This window comes from Vibrio sp. Sgm 5 (assembly GCF_026241575.1).
GTDB lineage: Bacteria > Pseudomonadota > Gammaproteobacteria > Enterobacterales > Vibrionaceae > Vibrio > Vibrio jasicida.
Genome location: NZ_JAPHPY010000001.1, coordinates 252,262 through 268,220, shown reverse-complemented (window position 1 = coordinate 268,220; position 15,959 = coordinate 252,262). Strand labels below are relative to the sequence as shown.

Sequence of the window (15,959 nt, the reverse complement as noted above, 5' to 3'; positions counted from 1 at the left end):
GCGATACGGATTAAGCGAGCGGTTGCGCTTATCCCACCACGAGAAGGGGCTGCATTCTGGGAACAAGGACACCCTCGCAATTTAGCAGTAGGTTGTCAGAAGCTCTACGGCTCCAACAAGAGGTGGAAACAACGGTATGGTTATCACAAGCGCTCGCTATCAGAGACAGCAATGTATAGAGTGAAACAGTTGTTAGGTGGGAAATTAAGCCTGAGAAACTACAACGCTCAAGTTGGCGAGACTTACGCTATGATCAAAGCGCTGAATAAGCTCACAGGGCTCGGTATGCCTGAAACTCAGTATATTGCTTAATAACTGAACAACTTTGGGCTGCCATGTCTTCCAACCGAATTAAGCAACAAAGCCGCGAGAGGCGTAAATGCATCATTTCTCAGCTCAGCAATCGCATACAGCATACGTCCCATACGACCATTCCCATCTGTGAAACCATGGTAGCCAATCACACCAGCAAACAACTGTTTTACAAGGTCTTTATCTGCCACTGAGTTTTCTTTCAAAAAGCCCTCTATGTGCTGTTTTAGCATGCCTTCACCACCAATGCTTGATGGAAGTGCGCCACCAGCCGTCGCTGGGCCTCGGTAATCTCTTTCAATATTCGGCACCGCTCGCGCATGAAGCTCTTTTAAGTTATCCATGTTCAGCAAGTCTTTATCATTGGCCGCGTATTCTTTAAGAAGCGCGGTAATATTATCAGCATCGTTTCCTTTCGAAGTCGATGCGTTAATGATCCAAGCCGCCGCGCGTTCAAGATTGTTCGTCGTGCCCGTTTTATTGAATTTCTCTTCTGCTAGCGAATCGGCATAAACACCCGAACTCAAATCTGTGTTTGCCAAACCTTCAATATGTGCTTGTGCCGCTTTTAAGTTCTTAACCTCGGTTTCAAATACAACTTCCAAGCCCATCGCGGTATTTGGGTTGTTCTTCACGCCCATCGCACCGCCACCAAAAGCTTTAACAACTTTGCCAGCTAATGCTTTTGTTGAACCCTCACCAATTTGTGACTTCAAGTCCTGTCCTGATTTCGTATCCAATAGCGCTTCTGACATCGCGCGCTCAGCCAATTGGTTAAGTTCACCACTGTCTGACTTAATCGCCTGAGCATCAAGTCGGCTAAAGGCATTTAACACATCGGCCGGCGTTTTAAGGCTGGCATCTTTAAACAGCATTTGACCGTGCTCAACAGAAGAACTGGTTTGCAAGCGCTGAGCTTGTCCAAGTTCATTATCGAATACCGATTTCGTAATCGCTTTCGCTACTGAGTCTGTGTTGCCTTCTCTAAATAGCTTACCCGTTGCTTCAAAGAATCGAGCGACTGCACTATTACTTGGGTTTGAACGAACAAACTGCTGCGTATCTGCATCGACCTTATATTCCTTGCCACCAACATTGAGTTTGCCTTCATTGAGAATATCATTTCGCGCTTGCGGCATTGCGGCTTGTAGCGCACTTACGTTTCCAAAACTAATCATCATTTATACCCTTAGTGTGGCAAATTGAGACGCATCTATTGTCTGTGTTTGTTCTTGCATCGCTTGCTCCTGCGGGCTTGCTGACAGCTTTAACCAATCAACAAATTGAGCAATCGACGTTTCAAAATATGTCTCGGTTAACATCGTTTGATGAATGTGAATAAAACCGATGTAGCCAGCACCTTCATCCCAACATACGTAGGGCTCATCTTTGGTTAATGCCGCCTTCATGTGTTGAAAATAAACATCGGGCTGTGGTTTCTCACCGGAAATTAAGCCAATAAGCGTCAGCTTCTCTTCATTTGTTCGAAGTGTAATAGCCACTTCGTTATCAATAATTAAGCGACAACAGCCTTCTTCATCAAATTCCAGCGTTTCTATTTGGCAACGCTTTGCAAAGTCGTTTAGAAGGGTCGATATAAATCCGTTGACCATCTGGTTTACATTCCTATTTTTGTATTTACATCTCTGCGGTTTAGATAAGAGCAGAGTATTGGCTGATGGAGTGATTATGCTGAATTCGGATGGGGGAATATGCTAGATATGGTCGGCTTTTTTTCATTTTAAGCCGTTTAGAACAAGGCATATGATGACGTAAAAAAAGCCCAGCATGGCTGGACTTACGGAGTGCAAAAATAAACGCGTTAAGGCTGCATCTGCTGGCGTTCGCTCAATTGCTTGGTGATGGCATGCTTGAGTGCTTGTAGCTGCCCGTCGATGCTCGCATCAATAATACCGACCTCGGTCTCCAATATGCAGCCGCCGTTTTTTAAACGTGCATCAGCAATGACTTCAACGTACCCCACTTCAGGGAAATCACTGAGTATGGAGGAAACCTTCTCCCGCACTTCAGTAACCTGCTCTGGGTGCACGTGCAGAATCACTTGCTTCTGGTTACTGACAAGTTGGAGCGCCTCTCTCACGACACTTGCAGTGGTATCCACATCATCAAAGCTGTTGATGATCTTTCTGACGGCATCGAGCACAACGTCTGTCATTTTTTGCTCGACCTGCAAATAGTATTCGTTGCATCGAGCAAGTGTTGCCAGCATGGTTTCGGCGTTCTCAATCTTCGCTTGATCGATGCCGTCCTGATAACCTCGCTGCCTCTCTAGCTCATAGGCTTCGTCCGCTTTCGCAATGATGCTTTCTGCTTTTGAGTGCGCCGCCTCAACCAAATGCTGCGAATCTAAGTAACTCACATAGTCTTTTGCTTTGAGCACTTTTAAGCCCGGCGCTAATTGCAAGTTGTCGGTTTTTATTTCAACAAATGAAACCATTGAGGAATTACCTGTTTTGCGATTTTCTTGATAAGTCGATATGCGAGATCGCGATGCGCGTCATCCAACCAATCAGCACTGTGATCCGTCAGCGTCAGTTGACGATCGAGCTTAAACTGCCATCGTTGCACTAACTCTGATGGTGACTTCACCAGTAAGAACGTGACCCATAAATACCCCAGCTCTCGGGCTGTCTTTTCAAAGCTTTTTTCATCGAGGCTGTTTGGCAGTGGCTTTTGCCAACCGCTAGGCCAGTTGGAAATCATCATCGGTCCTTGTTGGATCAAAAAACGCGTTTCATCCACCCCAAAGACCTGATTAAGACACTGTTTAGGTTGCTTTAGCACCACTTGGCGCATCGCTTGGCAATGCATGACTCCACCAATCATCAACAGCAGTCGGTTTGTTGCCTCTACAGGCAGTAAAGCCAGACTGTTGTATGGATGATTAAAAGCATGATCCGTAATTGGCGATAACGCCCAGTCTTCAATACACCACTGATTGATGGCCGCCTGTTCCCTCCAACCTCGGAGTTTTAACAGCCAAGGCTGTTTTTCCATTACCCAACTTTCGTCAATATAACTGCAAGGGCAATAGTTAAACTGATGCTGAATTTGGGAAGCCGGCGTTTCGGAATTAACCACGTTTCACATTCCTGCGGCACCAAGCAAACGTTGCTGCATTAGAGCCAATGATCAGTAGTACCAAGAAAACAAGGATTGCAATCAAATGGCTTGCGGTGTCTTTGGTCACTTGAATCGACAGAATGCTTTCGAATTGATTACCTTGAGACGCCACACGAACTTCCGAAGATGGCACCATCACCACGCTGATACGGTCGTAGTTCAACCCTTCGATGCTGTTGTTAACTAACAGCTTGATTTGAGGAACATAAGAATCCAACGCGACATCCGCAGCATGCTTGATAAATACCGAGGCAGAAGCTGGCGTTGGGCGCTCACCAGGACGAAGATTTTGGTCTTCAAGTACCACGTGAACGCGAGCGACCAACACACCATCAATTTGTGACAATGTGGACGATAACTCTTGCGATTTCGCGTAAATAAGTCTTGCTCGCTCGGCAAGCGGAGACGAAATCAGATCGTCTTTCGGGAAGACTTCTTTAAGTGTAGAGAACTGCTCTCTTGGGTAACCTTTGCGCTTAAGCGCATCAACCGCAAACGCAATTTGTGCGTTATCTACCATCAACTTGACGGTGTTGTCTTTATCAGGTTCTTTGGTGGCAACGACGCCTTCAGAAAGTAAGATTGACAACATTTCGTTGCCCTCTTTCTGGCTCACTCCGGTGTAAAGTTCGGTCTGACAACCCACCAAAAATAGAACCAGTAACATGCTTACTGCACGCATTGTTTTTCTTGTGATGACTGACTTCATTGTGACTACTGTGCCTTCAACAGTGTTTCTACGTTTTGCGTCGTTTTACCTACCGTCTTGGCGATCAGCTCCTCTTGAAAGGTAATTCGAGTTAATGCCCATTGCATTTGCAAAAGCTGAGCAGGATCGTCACCCACCATTTTCATGCTGTCGGTTAAACTGCTTTTTGCGTTATCGATGGTATTTTTCAGTTCACTAATGTTTTCTAACAAACCACCTTCTAAACCATTGTTTCCTTCTGGGGCCAACATCGCTTGCTCGAAACGTTCGCTAAGCCCATCCTGGGCTTGCGCATCTTGCACTTGCTCTAGATTCGTTTGCATGACTTCGGTGTACTGCGTATTGATCATCTGCGTTCCTATGAGAGCTCTAGTTTGTGGCTGTAAGTCAGCATGTTTTTGACCATCGAGTTGATTTGTATAACAAAGCTCAACTCTTCCCGAACCATGTCTAACAATGGTTCTTGATCAGGAATGTCTTTTAACTCGGCCCAGCTATGCCAAAGTGCTTGTTCTTTTTGCGCCCCCAGAGGGAAATGCTCAGACAGCAGCACTTTTAGCTCCTCACGGTCTTTTGGAGGATCGGCCAGCAAACGTCCTGAAAAGCTGCCCAGTAACTCTTGTTCGAGTGAAGCCAGTAGTTCTGGTGACGCTTTATCGGTGCCTTTTACGCTTCTTTCCTGGCTAAGTGCATACCACAACGCCTCTTTCTGCTCGCTTGGAGAAGTAAGCGCTCCGTCAAGTGAGCGGCTAAGTGCCGTTGAGCTAAAGTTTCCGGAACTCTTGAGCGCTTCATACCACTCTTTAATTGCCGTCACTTTGGCCTCAGACTGAGAGACGATGTCCGTGCTTTTTTGCACTGGCGATGTGCTCTTGTTTGATGAATTGCTGTCTGATGCACTGTTGTCTGATGCACTTTCACTCATCAAACGGTTCATCTTGTTTGCCTCGTGCAGATCAACTCTGGCTGGCTGCTGAACCTGACTGAGTACATAGTTGAGCGAGTTGTTTTCAACCTTCATTAAAGGTTCCTGATATCCTGAGAGAAGCTCGTTGCAAAGGCTTGGTTTTCTTCACTGCCTTTTGAAGCCATCGCCAGCCAAGATTCCGCTTTACTCGCTAACCCTGCTTTACCCGCCGCCAGAGCCGCTAAGCAGACTAAGTCAGGAGAGTTCACGCACATCGGTTCAAGCAGGCGATGCGCCTCTTCGTAGCGACCACGATTCATCAAACTCATAGAGCGAATCATTGCCACGACTTCTTCGGTATCCCCTTGGGATTCAAGGCAAGACGCAATCGTCTCTGCCTCTTCGTGGCGATGCATACCAGTTGCCATCAAAGCCGTTTCGGCCAGCAGCAAACGCATGTCTTTTTCCATAACTTACACCTTCTGCAGAATCGACTGCATCACATCCTTGATAGCACGAGTCGTGGTCGCATTGATGTTGTAAACCACCGACCATTTGTTGATCGTGTGCTGCAATTCAGCCAGCTTTGATGGGTCATCAGCGTTGGTTTCTAGATTTTTGATCGCTTCATTCACGGCTTCATTCGCCGCTTTTGCTTGTTCTTCTAGTTTCGCTTTAACATCATCGAGATAAACACTGTTACTCGCATCGTAAAATGACATAGGTATCGCCTCTTGTTTATTTATTGCATTCGACAGTTTCAATCACAGCTAAGGCCGCTTGATACGCCTCATGCTGTTTGAGTAGCAACTGATATTCTTGGGGGGCACAGCCAAGATCGAGCTGGCGCTTAACTGCAGATTGCGCTTGCTTGAACTTGAGGACAATGGCCTCTTTCTGTTCCTGCCCTGAGTCGCTTTGTAGTAGTTGTTCAAGATTTGTCATTGGTATTTCCACCTTCATACCCTAGATCGATCGTGATCACTCGCCCGCCTTTCACAAGCTCTATTCCTGCTGGGGTGACGCTAGAAATGCGATACCCTTGAGGGGTGCGTGCCCCAACCATGTAACGAACATTGTCCGTAAGAATCACATAAGGGACTTGACCGAAGTTCACGCTACGAAACGGAAAATCGATGTTGGTTCCCTTGCTTACTTTCGGAATGGACTTCAAAACCAAGTAAGGTTTCTCGCCATACTGCTCACGGAAATCCCTCGTAACGCCATAGAAGCGAGTGGTCTCGATGTCATCCAACTCACCGCGTACTTCAATACGATCGCCACTTGTTACTAACTGAACTTTCTTTAATAACTCAGCTTTTTCAAGCAAGGCTTTGAGCGTATCCATATAGGCGCCCGCTCTTTGCAGTTCGACCTTCCAAGCGACCAGCCCCGGGACATCACGTTCTAATATCTGCTCGACTTGGCTCCAACGGCTCGCATCATCAATGTACCCCGTTAAGAGCAGCGTGCCGGTCTCTTCACCATTTTCAACTTTGACTTGGTGATAACCGAGGTTACGCAAGATAAAGCGCACGCCGCGACGAATCTCTTCCATGGTTCGCAGGTCACTTTTGTAGTTGATCCCTAGCGCGTCAATTCTTCCCAACAGTTGCAGTTTTGCTGTTCTGTCTTCGACATACCCTTCCAGTACTGCTTGCCTTGCCGTGGCATTCCATTCAACTCGCACATCATCGAGCTTTAATTCGCTCAGAATATTGCGCACCAAAACGATGGGCTCCGCTTCAGTAATAGCATCGCTGTCGCTGGCTCGGATTTGGCTATACCAAACACCGGCAAATATCACACTTGGGATCAGGCTACACATCAAGCCGATCAAGACCGTTCTCTTCCAACCTGACGACGGTTTATGACTGACTGGTGCCACTTGTTTATCCGCGGCTTCCGTCGTGATATCGATAACCAAGTCGTCTTCAAGATGTCCCACCGCAAAGTTTAAGCGGCCAACCGACACCAATGCGTTACGCGATAATTCAAACCCTTCAGCGTCAACGGTAACGCTCTCGTTATTGATCGAGACCTCATCGCAATCACGCAGTAAGACGGTTTCGCCATCGCATACCAATACAAGGTGACTCGCCTTGATGTCCGAATCGGTCAACACAAGATCGGCGGTAAAGTCATCGCTCCCCAACACCAATGAATCATTGGGTAAGGTCACCTCTACTCCGGCATGAACACCAGAGAGAATACGAATTTTCCATTGCTGCATTGAGGCTATTGCTCCTCTAATGGTCGAACGCAATGATTCTCTGAGCCATCACACTCTTTGATTTGCACTCGCCATCCTTTTTGCCCTGAAGGCAGCTCGCATTGTGATAACAGCGAAGGTTTGCCCTGTGACAATAGATCTTGTTGATGACGCTCCGCTTGTACTTGAGATGTACAGCTGTAGAGCGCGAGTGCCGATTTCAGATCTACACTGTTATTTGAAATATTGTTCAAGGTGCCGAGCTTCGGCCTCAAGTCATACTCATTACCGATAAGCACGTTGTCGCCAATGCCATCGACAACAATTCTCGGCTCAATAATGAACATGCGCACCGTTCTTCTGGTGGTATCGGTCGTACTTCTGAACAAGGCACCAAGGTATGGGATGTCCCCTAACAAAGGCACTTTACGCAGTTGATGACTGATTTCATCACGGTATACACCACCGATGAGTAGGCTCTGACCTTGCTTCACGGTCGCTAACGTGCTGATCTCTGTTTTTCGGATAGATGGCACATCATCAACACCGCCATCTGGAATTTGCGCACCATCTTCAAGATGCAAACTCAGGTTGATTTCAGGTCTTTCAACAAATCGGTCTCCGACGATGCGTGGGACGATACGCAGTAAGGTGCCGTAGGTCACTTCTTCAAGCGCTGCAGTTTCTTTACCAATCAACTTGACGTAGAACGTGCTGCTGTTGTTTAGGACCGCTTCAACGTTTTCTTGAGTTAGCAAAGTCGGTCGAGACACGACTTGAGCGCTACCTTGAGATTCCAACAAACGAATTTGAGCCAACAAGTAGTTTAAGTTGGTCGCATCAAGCAGTGACTTAAAAGTCTGCCCGCTACCTAGCGTCACATCACCACCATCAACGTCACCCGTGGTTTTGATGTCTAAAATACTGTTGTTACCGACCTCGATACCCGCTCGCCAATCCACACCCAGTTGGCTCAAATCGTTCGCGCTGATATCGACAATAGAGAGTGCCACTTCAATTCGTGACTGTGGCTGATCCAACTGAGCGACTAACTTGCGGTACAAAGGCAGACGCGCTTGCGTATCACGCACTATGATGGCGTTTAAACCTGGCTCTGCTTCAACCGACGCACCGCCGTGTACAGAAACATTCTTCGTCGTGGTTGCAGCCGTATTGATGTCCGCGTCTTCACTCTCTTTGGTTGCCTTGATCTGAGTTTGAACACCCGACAATACTCGGCTTAATACCGATGCAATGCCCGGCACCGTCACCGCTTGATCGCGATAAGTGATTTCTCTGTCCGTCGCTGAGGCATATTTCAAAGGAATAATTTCAACAAACAGTTCATCGGTAGAGTTCGACTTTTGAACCAATCGGCTTTCCAGCGCTTCGGCCGTTTGCACAACCAAATCAACGTATCTAGGTGGCCCCGCTAAGTAAACAAGTCCTTTGTTCTCTGCCGCACGCCAACCGTAGCGAGAGTCCCAAATCCCTGTTGATATCAGAGTACTTCGTAGCTCACGGGCAGTAAGAAGTTCAAGCTGTAACAGTCGTGAACGGGTTTCCGTCGCTTTGTACACATGCAACACCGCGCCATCGAAATACCACATCAGGTTGTAGACCTGTGCTAGATAATCAAGAAACTCGGCTGGGTCTTCTGGCGTAAATCGGCCACTGACTCGATCATTGACTTTGTCACTGACCGACACAGAAACACGATAGTTAGCGCCAAAGTTATTCAATAATTCTTTTAAAGAGTCGTTGTCCGCATAGTAACGAAATGGCTGATCAGGCCAATTCAACTCTGATGCGTGTAAAGGCAATGCCGTCAACAAACTCAAAGTACATGCAACAGACCAAACAAGTCGGCGTAGTTGTTTTTTTAAAACGGCAAGCATTATGGAATCCAAATACTGTGGCTGACGGTATGGTTAACGCGTTGGTGCTCTAGCACACCACTAAACTGCTCCACCAAATTCACGTGCTGGGAGAGCTGGGCGCATAATGCTTCTGTGGTAACGCTTTCCATATTCATCTTTCCTTGCACAATCAACTGCTCGTTATCATTCACCGTCAGTGTGCTGCTCGTGTCGCGCAGTGTCTTCAAAGAGAGCTGCATACAATGTTTGAGCGTCTGCTCTTTTTGGTAATCGAGGTGCTGTTCAAACTGAAATGGGAGCACGGTTTCCCACAAGACCCATGATGAATGCTGCCGAATGTTAAGCAGCATCTGGTCGACTTCAATATCGTAGGAACCATTATTTGAGGCAATAAACCCCCCAACCCCAAGCGTTGCCGCGAGGGATTTCATCATTTGATCTAACATATTTAGCTCTATTTATATCTGGCTGAGATGGTTACAAGCTTGACCGCACTGGTTACTCTGAATATCAAAATAGTAGTGATCCACATTGCCAACAGTGTGCATGTCTTGAAACCACTGCCAAATCTTCGCAACCGCATTTAAGTCGCTGTACACAAGGTCACAAGCGTCCCACACGTCGTTGAGTTCCGGCGCTTGCACTCGAGCTTCGTCACACCAGACTTTCCATTCAGAGATAAACTTATCTGAGGTCTCACCGTACTGAGATAAACCTTTGAGCTTATCAAGCGTTGGCTTCCACTCCTCCACCATGGCTCGGTGGGATTCAACCGCCTGATTTTGTTGTTCATTGAGAACATCAAGCTGCTCATACAATTCAATCTGCTGACTCTGAATCAATGCCAATTGCTGCTCTGCAAAAATCGCACTGTTCTCTTCTGTCGACAGCCTCAACCAGTACTCTTTTTGAATACTCAGCTGATTGATCAACTGCTCTAGCTTTATGGTGTCATGTAACACCGTCTGATCTGTCTTTCGGTTCACCCATTCATTCAGGGTTAAATACATTGAAAGAATCAGCGTTTTAGGTGACGCCAAATTGAAGCGAAACCCTAATCGGCTGTTAATGTAATCCAGCCTTTGCTCAAAAGAGCTCAACACGTGATTATCACTCAGTTGCCCACCCACCTCGAGAAAGAGGCGCATGGCAAACCGGTCTAAAGAGGTACCAAACCTTTGATAGGTTTTCACCACTTGGCTTGCACATAAGCAATCAACGACATTGCGGTCAAGCAAACGTTGTAGTAAAGACAATTGTTCTGAACTCAGAACGTCTTCACTAAGCAGTTGTCGGTGATTGACATTAACAACATTGGGCACTTGCGATGATTGGGTTAAACCTTCGTATCTTGCGCCTCTCTGCAATACAGTGACCTTCCTTTGCGTCACAATGTTGTTAGGAAAAAGCGAACGGCGTCGCCAATGCAGCTTTTTCATTGGTGTTGTTCTCCGCATCTACTTCGAACAATCCAGAAGGAAGTAGAGGTAATAGTTTTGTTCGTTGTTACGCTGAGCATAATAGAGTTTACGCCAGTTGATGCCTTTCAAAATTAGTCAGAAAATTTTAGTCGTCAGACATTTCACTTAGCAATAGCGACTTGTTCATCCCCAGAACGTACACGACTTGGTGTCGTTCCAAAACGGCGTCGGTAGCTTTGCGTAAAGTAAGATTGGCTAGAAAAGCCCGCTTCCATTGCGACGTCGACAATGCTCATTTTGCTGGTAAGCAATAACTTATGGGCATGCAGCAAACGGCGCTCACTGATCCACGCTCTAGGAGAAACGCCATAGTGCTCATTAAAGAGCTCTTTAAACGTCGTCAGGCTCGCGCCAAACTCTTGAGCATAGTCCGTCAGCTTCCACTCCTTCAGGTAATGGAGTTCCATAAAGCGACGCAGTCTGTCTGAGGTTTTGTTGGTCAGCTGTGATAATAACGCATACAGGTTCTCACCTTGCTCACCGTGGAGCAATAAGATGAGCATTTCCTCGTATTTTAAGCGCATGATGGTGTCAGGATAAGACTGCTCTTCTAGAGTCTTCATCCCTGATAAGGTCTGCTCTATCAACAAATTGAAAGTAAACGGGAACAATCCAGACTGAACGTTCTCAACTTTTGGTAGCGACATCAGTAAATCACTGTGCTTTTGCAAAAATTGACTGACAAGTTCATTGTCGAATTCGATCACTGACGCCGTATATTGGCCATCTACTGGCGTGTATTCTAGTAAGTAATCCCCTTGAGAGAGATACACCCCACAACCAGCGACCACATCTAACGTGCAGTCCCCCGTCTGAACTCTCAATTGTCCATTGTGAACGACAACAATGTGAGACTGGCGAGAATGAAATACTTCATCGTATTTTTCATAGTAGCAAGCACTATGGATTTTTCGCGATAGCGAGTTGACCCTTTCTGTGTTTAGTTGGCCTAACACATCCATTTTCTACCCTTCATAATTCTAATTTCTCTAATCCCACTAGAGAAATGCCATAGCCTGACTCACACCCAATACGAAAACGTACACGCGGATGTGTAATCAAAACGATGTCAATTAAAGAAGCAAAGAAAAGAGCATAGGTGCGATAGCACGACCATACTCCCCGAATAAATTATAAATAGCTCAAAAACTGCCTGTAGCAGCAAAAAATAATCTTGGAAAAACGTCTCGATATTGTTGTGTGATATTCTCGAGAATTAATAAGCTTTTGCTAAAGTTCAACTTATAACTAGTGATACTCAAACAACCAAAGCTCTTATTATATTAGAATAAATGAAAGTACTAATATTTAAGCCTACTTTCATTAATATTGGTATTTCCACAAAAAACGAAGTGTTTATTTTTAAACCATTCTATCTAGCCAACTTCTCAGAAGCGGGGGATATAAACATAAAAATTGCAGTAAGTGCAACTGATATTCATATAAAGAAGCACTGAACCGATGACTTAAACCCAATAATAATTAGGGTTTAAGCACTGGATTATTCGCTTCATTCAACTTAATTTTTTATTAAAATAGAAAAAATGAAAACGATTACTTTTCTAGTTATTATTGTAAGCTTCTAGTTTTAAGTCCTTATGTACTCTGCCTTGCGTAAAAATATAGCCTTCTTCTTTACTGGCTATGATTTTTCCTTGAGAACGTAACACGGCACGGATTTTCATTTCGCCTTTTCCAGCTTGAATCGGCGCAATAACAAAAGAGTATTGCACAGGTAGCTGAACCCCTTGATACGTCTGCTTTGCGACAGTAATACATCGTTCTGCAGTCACTTGGCATACATCAATATCAACCGATGTACTCACGGGAGCAATATACTCATCAAAAGCAACCCACCCATACAGCACGGCTTGGGAAGAACTCGCAAACCCGCCTTCTAAGGAACTGGTGTGAGTGCAAGCGCTCAAAAGCAAAATGCTTAACAACCCAATAAGCGTTCTAGATTTCACTGCGTACTCTATCTACTTATCTTTTTATTAAAAATGACAGTCGCAATTCTGGTACAGAAATATATAAAAGATCAACCTATATTTTATATATAAATTAAAAATTAAATTCTCAAAAATAAGAACGTCTTTAATGGCACTGGGTTTACTTTGTTTTAAAATTTGACATTAGTTCCAAGCACATAATCAAACATTATATAAGCGAAATTTATATGCACTAAGGATATAAGCAACACCATCAATAACTTGTTTATTAACCTTATAGAAAAAACGTTTATATAAAAAAATCCAACCAATATTGATAAACATTCAAATGCACTTCCCATAATTTCACCCTTAAAATTCTAAATAGGATAACTTCTATGTCTGCGCGCCAAATCGTAGATGAGGTTTTACTTAAATTTGCTCATCAAATAGGGTTACCTAAATTACAGTTGATTGAAGACGAATTGGGTTTAGCTTTTGATGACAACTTAAGAGTGCATGTGATTTTTCACCCAACAACAGGGATGCTTCAATTAGAAGCTGAGATCGTCGATCTACAAATTGTTAACTCTGACCTTTACCGTTCTTTTGTCGCATTCAACTACCATTGGTCTGAGCATCAACTGTTTTTTAGTTTAGATAACCACCGACACAAGCTTTGTTTAAATAGACTGCTTCACGTAGAATCACTCGACTACGAACTGTTTGAAGATGCACTGGCTGAGCTGCTCACACAGAGCGAATCTTGGGAAGACTTGTTATCCGCCCACATCGCCATGGAAACTTTGCCCTCTCAGCTTCAGAGCTCGGATTTAAGAGTTTAGGTAATCTATGTCCAATGACATCCAACCAACACAAAAGCACTTATCTATCGATTGGATCGAGAGCAATAGCCAGACTGAGTCTGTACAGAAGGGAAACTTTTTAGGCAGAACCGTGGTGCAGATAAATCCAAACGAGCGAGAGCAAAACCGCACTAACTCAAAACTGGAGCTAGGCGAGACGCTTTCTATGCTTGCCAATACTGAGCTCTCCAACGCGATTTTAAGCTTTGAAAAAGACTCGAACGCAGCAAAGAGCCTATTGAATAGAAAGGTCCAAGTGATCGCGGCCAGCAGGCCAATGAGTTAGGTGTCGCTCTCACTTTGTAAGAAACGCAAAGCCCCCGAGATTTTGGGGCTTTGCTTTGTGAGTGAGACCTAACACCTAGAAATATAACTCTTTGAATTTATAACCAACTTACGAGTTGGGTAGAAAAGGCTCCTATCACTGATCTGAGTAGGAACAGATCTAATCAATATTTCTCTTCTGCTGGAATGCAGGTAACAGTCATAGACTCCAAAGTACATACCGCTAGTTACAACGCCTCGTATTCTATTGAGTTTTGCATCTCTAAGATCATTCGATGAGTCTTTATTTTCTTTTGAATACGTTCAGGCAAAAGAGAAGCATACTCTGCCGTATCTAGTTGTTTGAAATCTAGGGCAATACCATTAATGATCTTGACATATTTATCACCAATTTCTCTAAGGTCATTCAAACGGTTTGTTTCCGTGCCAATAGCACCCAGCAAGTGTTGTTGCTTACTCCAAAGTTCATCTAAATTTACACCACTCTCCAGCTCAGCTTTCTTTTCCTCTAAACTCTCCGTTTCTTGCCTTAACCATTTGACACGGTTTTCTAACTCGGTCAACGCTTCACTTGATACACCTTTTCTATCTAGTGCAGCTTCAAGCTCACTCGTGACTTTGTAATGCGCTCCATCCAATATTTGTTGCGCTGTTCTTTGAGCGCTTTCAACCACTGATAGCTCTTGCTTTAGAGCATTCTCGGTAATCATTTGAGCATTCTTTCTTGCATCTTCTATTTCCGACGCTAACTCCGCTAGAACATCATCTCTAACTTCTACTCTGACCTTTTCACGTTGTTGTTCTGCTTCAACTCTCGCATTGTTAATGATTCTTCCCGCTTCTAACTTGTTAAGATAAATGGTTTGCTTGAGTTGTTCTAATTCTTGATTTAAAGATGACTTCTCTTCTTCAAGCCGCAATACCGCTACTTGAAGGTCATTCGCGAGGGACTTTATCTGCGTATAGAGCTCTTTTTGCTCCCGCTCTTTTTCTTGCCACTTTTCAACTCTTTGTTTGATTCGGGCTACCCTTTCCTCAGCCTGTTCCTCACGCTCAGAAATGTTATCAGTGATTCTTTGAACTTGTTTGCGATGCCTTGCTATCTTTCTCAACAACATACTTCTTTCTTTGCTGATACTCATCGCGGCTTGCTGCTCAATAAAATCCCAGAATGGATTTAGCGGATTTAATGCTGTTATCTGAACTTTTACATTTTCATAGCTGTTCAGCAGCGAATCTGAGTCCAATCCAACAAGAAATAACTCAAGGGCACTCCTACCCTGCTTTCGGAAGTCCACTATTTTATCTGGTGGGGTTTCATGAGTATTAGTAACTTCCACATAATACTCTTCCCTACCGATCTGGCAGACGATATCTGGAATCCGACCGTCTCGATAGACCTCTAGACGGACATTTTTCACACCTACCATTTCACAATCACTAGAATCAAAAATGCCACTGGAATATGGATGAGGAATGAGCTTCTCCCGTTCAATGAACTCCTTTGCACTCAAATGCAACTGGGTTTCATACGAATAACGACATTCTGCGTTACTTTGATGGCGTAAGTAGCTGGCTATACCTTTATTACTATGTGCGGCAACCATGAAGTCTCCGCAGCAAGGACAGACAACGTCATCCTGAGTGCCACTTTCTAGCTCAACAACAGAAACAACTCTACTCTCGCTTAGCTTCCACCCAAAAATAGAACGATTTCTCATGCACACCTCAACATTGGAAAATAGTGATGGTTAAAAATACAAAATATGGAATCAATCTCATATTAATTACCATACTAAAATCAAGTCAAAGACAATGTGCTTACTTAGTGTGATCATCCGTCGCATATAACATCGAAAGACGAACTTATAACTGCTCTATAACCTTTCGAATCTGCCTCATTTTGAAATTTATTCGTTTAAACACCCCAAAATGCAGCGGTTTAGCTGAGTTAAGCTAGGAGAGAACCTATGATATGTTCTTTCCAAATGATATGGATCGACGTATCGACACTGCCGTTGTCCAGATCTGACAACCAGCTAAATGCTGCGCGAGCCTGACCTCTCATATCTAAGTCAATAACTACTTTCGACATAATTCGAAGCATTATTCAGAAATGAGTAATTAACCTCTGCAACCGTCGCTGACATTTTCGAGTTGCACAAACGTAAGCCAAAGGTGCCTACGTCTTGAACTCAAGTAGTGCTTAAATTCACTACAACCCTCCCGCTT

At 44.6% G+C, this 15,959-nt stretch carries 19 protein-coding genes and 1 pseudogene; 3 read left to right on the top strand and 17 right to left on the bottom strand.

The window, feature by feature from the left end; all coding sequences use genetic code 11:
- Positions 1-312, top strand: a pseudogene (locus OQJ86_RS01285) (IS5/IS1182 family transposase); the annotation flags it as partial.
- On the opposite strand, the gene OQJ86_RS01280 reads toward OQJ86_RS01285, so the two are convergent.
- The 16 genes from OQJ86_RS01280 to OQJ86_RS01205 form a co-directional block, all read right to left on the bottom strand.
- Positions 309-1,490: a VopS family T3SS effector adenosine monophosphate-protein transferase gene (locus OQJ86_RS01280; RefSeq protein WP_265985349.1), complete on the bottom strand. Its 1,182-nt coding sequence runs from the start codon at positions 1,488-1,490 to the stop codon at positions 309-311. The pseudogene OQJ86_RS01285 and the gene OQJ86_RS01280 overlap by 4 nt on opposite strands.
- A gap of 3 nt (positions 1,491-1,493) precedes the next feature.
- Entirely contained in the window at positions 1,494-1,925 is a 432-nt protein-coding gene (locus tag OQJ86_RS01275) for a CesT family type III secretion system chaperone (RefSeq protein WP_265985347.1), read from the bottom strand.
- A gap of 209 nt (positions 1,926-2,134) precedes the next feature.
- Positions 2,135-2,770, bottom strand: a complete 636-nt coding sequence (locus OQJ86_RS01270) for an HrpE/YscL family type III secretion apparatus protein (protein ID WP_265985345.1) — start codon at positions 2,768-2,770, stop codon at positions 2,135-2,137.
- Complete coding sequence (gene vscK, locus OQJ86_RS01265) at positions 2,749-3,414, bottom strand: SctK family type III secretion system sorting platform protein VscK (RefSeq protein WP_038876026.1); 666 nt, start codon at positions 3,412-3,414, stop codon at positions 2,749-2,751. The genes OQJ86_RS01270 and vscK overlap by 22 nt, the downstream gene beginning before the upstream one ends.
- A complete protein-coding gene (sctJ, locus tag OQJ86_RS01260; protein WP_416236438.1) occupies positions 3,407-4,138 on the bottom strand; it encodes a type III secretion system inner membrane ring lipoprotein SctJ in 732 nt (243 codons plus the stop codon). Before sctJ ends, vscK begins: the two co-directional genes overlap by 8 nt.
- Positions 4,139-4,170: 32 nt before the next feature.
- Positions 4,171-4,515 (bottom strand): type III secretion system inner rod subunit SctI, encoded by a 345-nt coding sequence (gene sctI / locus OQJ86_RS01255; protein WP_005426285.1) that lies wholly within the window; start codon positions 4,513-4,515, stop codon positions 4,171-4,173.
- 8 nt (positions 4,516-4,523) lie between these two features.
- Positions 4,524-5,186: a YopR family T3SS polymerization control protein gene (locus tag OQJ86_RS01250; protein ID WP_104027803.1), complete on the bottom strand. Its 663-nt coding sequence runs from the start codon at positions 5,184-5,186 to the stop codon at positions 4,524-4,526.
- Complete coding sequence (locus OQJ86_RS01245) at positions 5,186-5,542, bottom strand: YscG family type III secretion system chaperone (protein WP_038876023.1); 357 nt, start codon at positions 5,540-5,542, stop codon at positions 5,186-5,188. The genes OQJ86_RS01250 and OQJ86_RS01245 overlap by 1 nt, the downstream gene beginning before the upstream one ends.
- 3 nt (positions 5,543-5,545) lie before the next feature.
- Positions 5,546-5,794: a type III secretion system needle filament subunit SctF gene (gene sctF, locus OQJ86_RS01240; protein ID WP_005426103.1), complete on the bottom strand. Its 249-nt coding sequence runs from the start codon at positions 5,792-5,794 to the stop codon at positions 5,546-5,548.
- Between the two features lie 16 nt (positions 5,795-5,810).
- Positions 5,811-6,017: an EscE/YscE/SsaE family type III secretion system needle protein co-chaperone gene (locus OQJ86_RS01235; protein ID WP_038876021.1), complete on the bottom strand. Its 207-nt coding sequence runs from the start codon at positions 6,015-6,017 to the stop codon at positions 5,811-5,813.
- Positions 6,004-7,305, bottom strand: coding sequence for a type III secretion system inner membrane ring subunit SctD (gene sctD, locus OQJ86_RS01230; protein WP_045424032.1), 1,302 nt, complete (start codon positions 7,303-7,305; stop codon positions 6,004-6,006). Before sctD ends, OQJ86_RS01235 begins: the two co-directional genes overlap by 14 nt.
- A gap of 5 nt (positions 7,306-7,310) precedes the next feature.
- Entirely contained in the window at positions 7,311-9,182 is a 1,872-nt protein-coding gene (gene sctC / locus OQJ86_RS01225) for a type III secretion system outer membrane ring subunit SctC (protein ID WP_265985333.1), read from the bottom strand.
- The gene (locus tag OQJ86_RS01220) at positions 9,182-9,610 is read right to left on the bottom strand and encodes a YscB family type III secretion system chaperone (RefSeq protein ID WP_042600948.1); all 429 of its coding nucleotides are present in this window, start codon (positions 9,608-9,610) and stop codon (positions 9,182-9,184) included. The genes sctC and OQJ86_RS01220 overlap by 1 nt, the downstream gene beginning before the upstream one ends.
- Positions 9,611-9,622: 12 nt before the next feature.
- Positions 9,623-10,603 carry a T3SS regulon anti-activator ExsD domain-containing protein gene (locus OQJ86_RS01215; RefSeq protein WP_042600950.1) on the bottom strand — a complete coding sequence of 327 codons (981 nt, stop codon included), beginning with the start codon at positions 10,601-10,603 and terminating at the stop codon, positions 9,623-9,625.
- 143 nt (positions 10,604-10,746) lie between these two features.
- A complete protein-coding gene (locus tag OQJ86_RS01210) occupies positions 10,747-11,607 on the bottom strand; it encodes an AraC family transcriptional regulator (RefSeq protein WP_038876013.1) in 861 nt (286 codons plus the stop codon).
- Positions 11,608-12,207: 600 nt separating this feature from the next.
- Positions 12,208-12,615, bottom strand: coding sequence for a YscW family type III secretion system pilotin (locus OQJ86_RS01205; RefSeq protein ID WP_063345223.1), 408 nt, complete (start codon positions 12,613-12,615; stop codon positions 12,208-12,210).
- A 359-nt stretch (positions 12,616-12,974) separates the two neighbouring features.
- Here OQJ86_RS01205 and OQJ86_RS01200 point away from each other — a divergent pair, with 359 nt between their 5' ends.
- Positions 12,975-13,421, top strand: coding sequence for a CesT family type III secretion system chaperone (locus tag OQJ86_RS01200; RefSeq protein WP_038866847.1), 447 nt, complete (start codon positions 12,975-12,977; stop codon positions 13,419-13,421).
- 7 nt (positions 13,422-13,428) lie between these two features.
- The gene (gene exsE2 / locus OQJ86_RS01195) at positions 13,429-13,728 is read left to right on the top strand and encodes a T3SS regulon translocated regulator ExsE2 (protein ID WP_265985323.1); all 300 of its coding nucleotides are present in this window, start codon (positions 13,429-13,431) and stop codon (positions 13,726-13,728) included.
- Between the two features lie 226 nt (positions 13,729-13,954).
- Here the strand turns inward: exsE2 and OQJ86_RS01190 are convergent, their stop codons facing one another.
- Positions 13,955-15,448, bottom strand: coding sequence for a hypothetical protein (locus OQJ86_RS01190; RefSeq protein WP_265985321.1), 1,494 nt, complete (start codon positions 15,446-15,448; stop codon positions 13,955-13,957).
- Positions 15,449-15,959 lie beyond the last annotated feature (511 nt).

Bases quoted from the DNA above. Each gene is read 5' to 3' on its own strand.
- OQJ86_RS01215 (WP_042600950.1), bottom strand. From the start codon at position 10,603: ATGAAAAAGCTGCATTGGCGACGCCGTTCGCTTTTTCCTAACAACATT.
- sctD (WP_045424032.1), bottom strand. From the start codon at position 7,305: ATGCAGCAATGGAAAATTCGTATTCTCTCTGGTGTTCATGCCGGAGTA.
- exsE2 (WP_265985323.1), top strand. From the start codon at position 13,429: ATGTCCAATGACATCCAACCAACACAAAAGCACTTATCTATCGATTGG.
- OQJ86_RS01235 (WP_038876021.1), bottom strand. From the start codon at position 6,017: ATGACAAATCTTGAACAACTACTACAAAGCGACTCAGGGCAGGAACAG.
- sctI (WP_005426285.1), bottom strand. From the start codon at position 4,515: ATGATCAATACGCAGTACACCGAAGTCATGCAAACGAATCTAGAGCAA.
- OQJ86_RS01200 (WP_038866847.1), top strand. From the start codon at position 12,975: ATGTCTGCGCGCCAAATCGTAGATGAGGTTTTACTTAAATTTGCTCAT.
- OQJ86_RS01270 (WP_265985345.1), bottom strand. From the start codon at position 2,770: ATGGTTTCATTTGTTGAAATAAAAACCGACAACTTGCAATTAGCGCCG.
- OQJ86_RS01210 (WP_038876013.1), bottom strand. From the start codon at position 11,607: ATGGATGTGTTAGGCCAACTAAACACAGAAAGGGTCAACTCGCTATCG.
- OQJ86_RS01280 (WP_265985349.1), bottom strand. From the start codon at position 1,490: ATGATTAGTTTTGGAAACGTAAGTGCGCTACAAGCCGCAATGCCGCAA.
- sctC (WP_265985333.1), bottom strand. From the start codon at position 9,182: ATGCTTGCCGTTTTAAAAAAACAACTACGCCGACTTGTTTGGTCTGTT.
- OQJ86_RS01245 (WP_038876023.1), bottom strand. From the start codon at position 5,542: ATGGAAAAAGACATGCGTTTGCTGCTGGCCGAAACGGCTTTGATGGCA.
- OQJ86_RS01190 (WP_265985321.1), bottom strand. From the start codon at position 15,448: ATGAGAAATCGTTCTATTTTTGGGTGGAAGCTAAGCGAGAGTAGAGTT.
- sctF (WP_005426103.1), bottom strand. From the start codon at position 5,794: ATGTCATTTTACGATGCGAGTAACAGTGTTTATCTCGATGATGTTAAA.
- OQJ86_RS01250 (WP_104027803.1), bottom strand. From the start codon at position 5,186: ATGAAGGTTGAAAACAACTCGCTCAACTATGTACTCAGTCAGGTTCAG.
- OQJ86_RS01220 (WP_042600948.1), bottom strand. From the start codon at position 9,610: ATGTTAGATCAAATGATGAAATCCCTCGCGGCAACGCTTGGGGTTGGG.
- sctJ (WP_416236438.1), bottom strand. From the start codon at position 4,138: ATGCGTGCAGTAAGCATGTTACTGGTTCTATTTTTGGTGGGTTGTCAG.
- OQJ86_RS01275 (WP_265985347.1), bottom strand. From the start codon at position 1,925: ATGGTCAACGGATTTATATCGACCCTTCTAAACGACTTTGCAAAGCGT.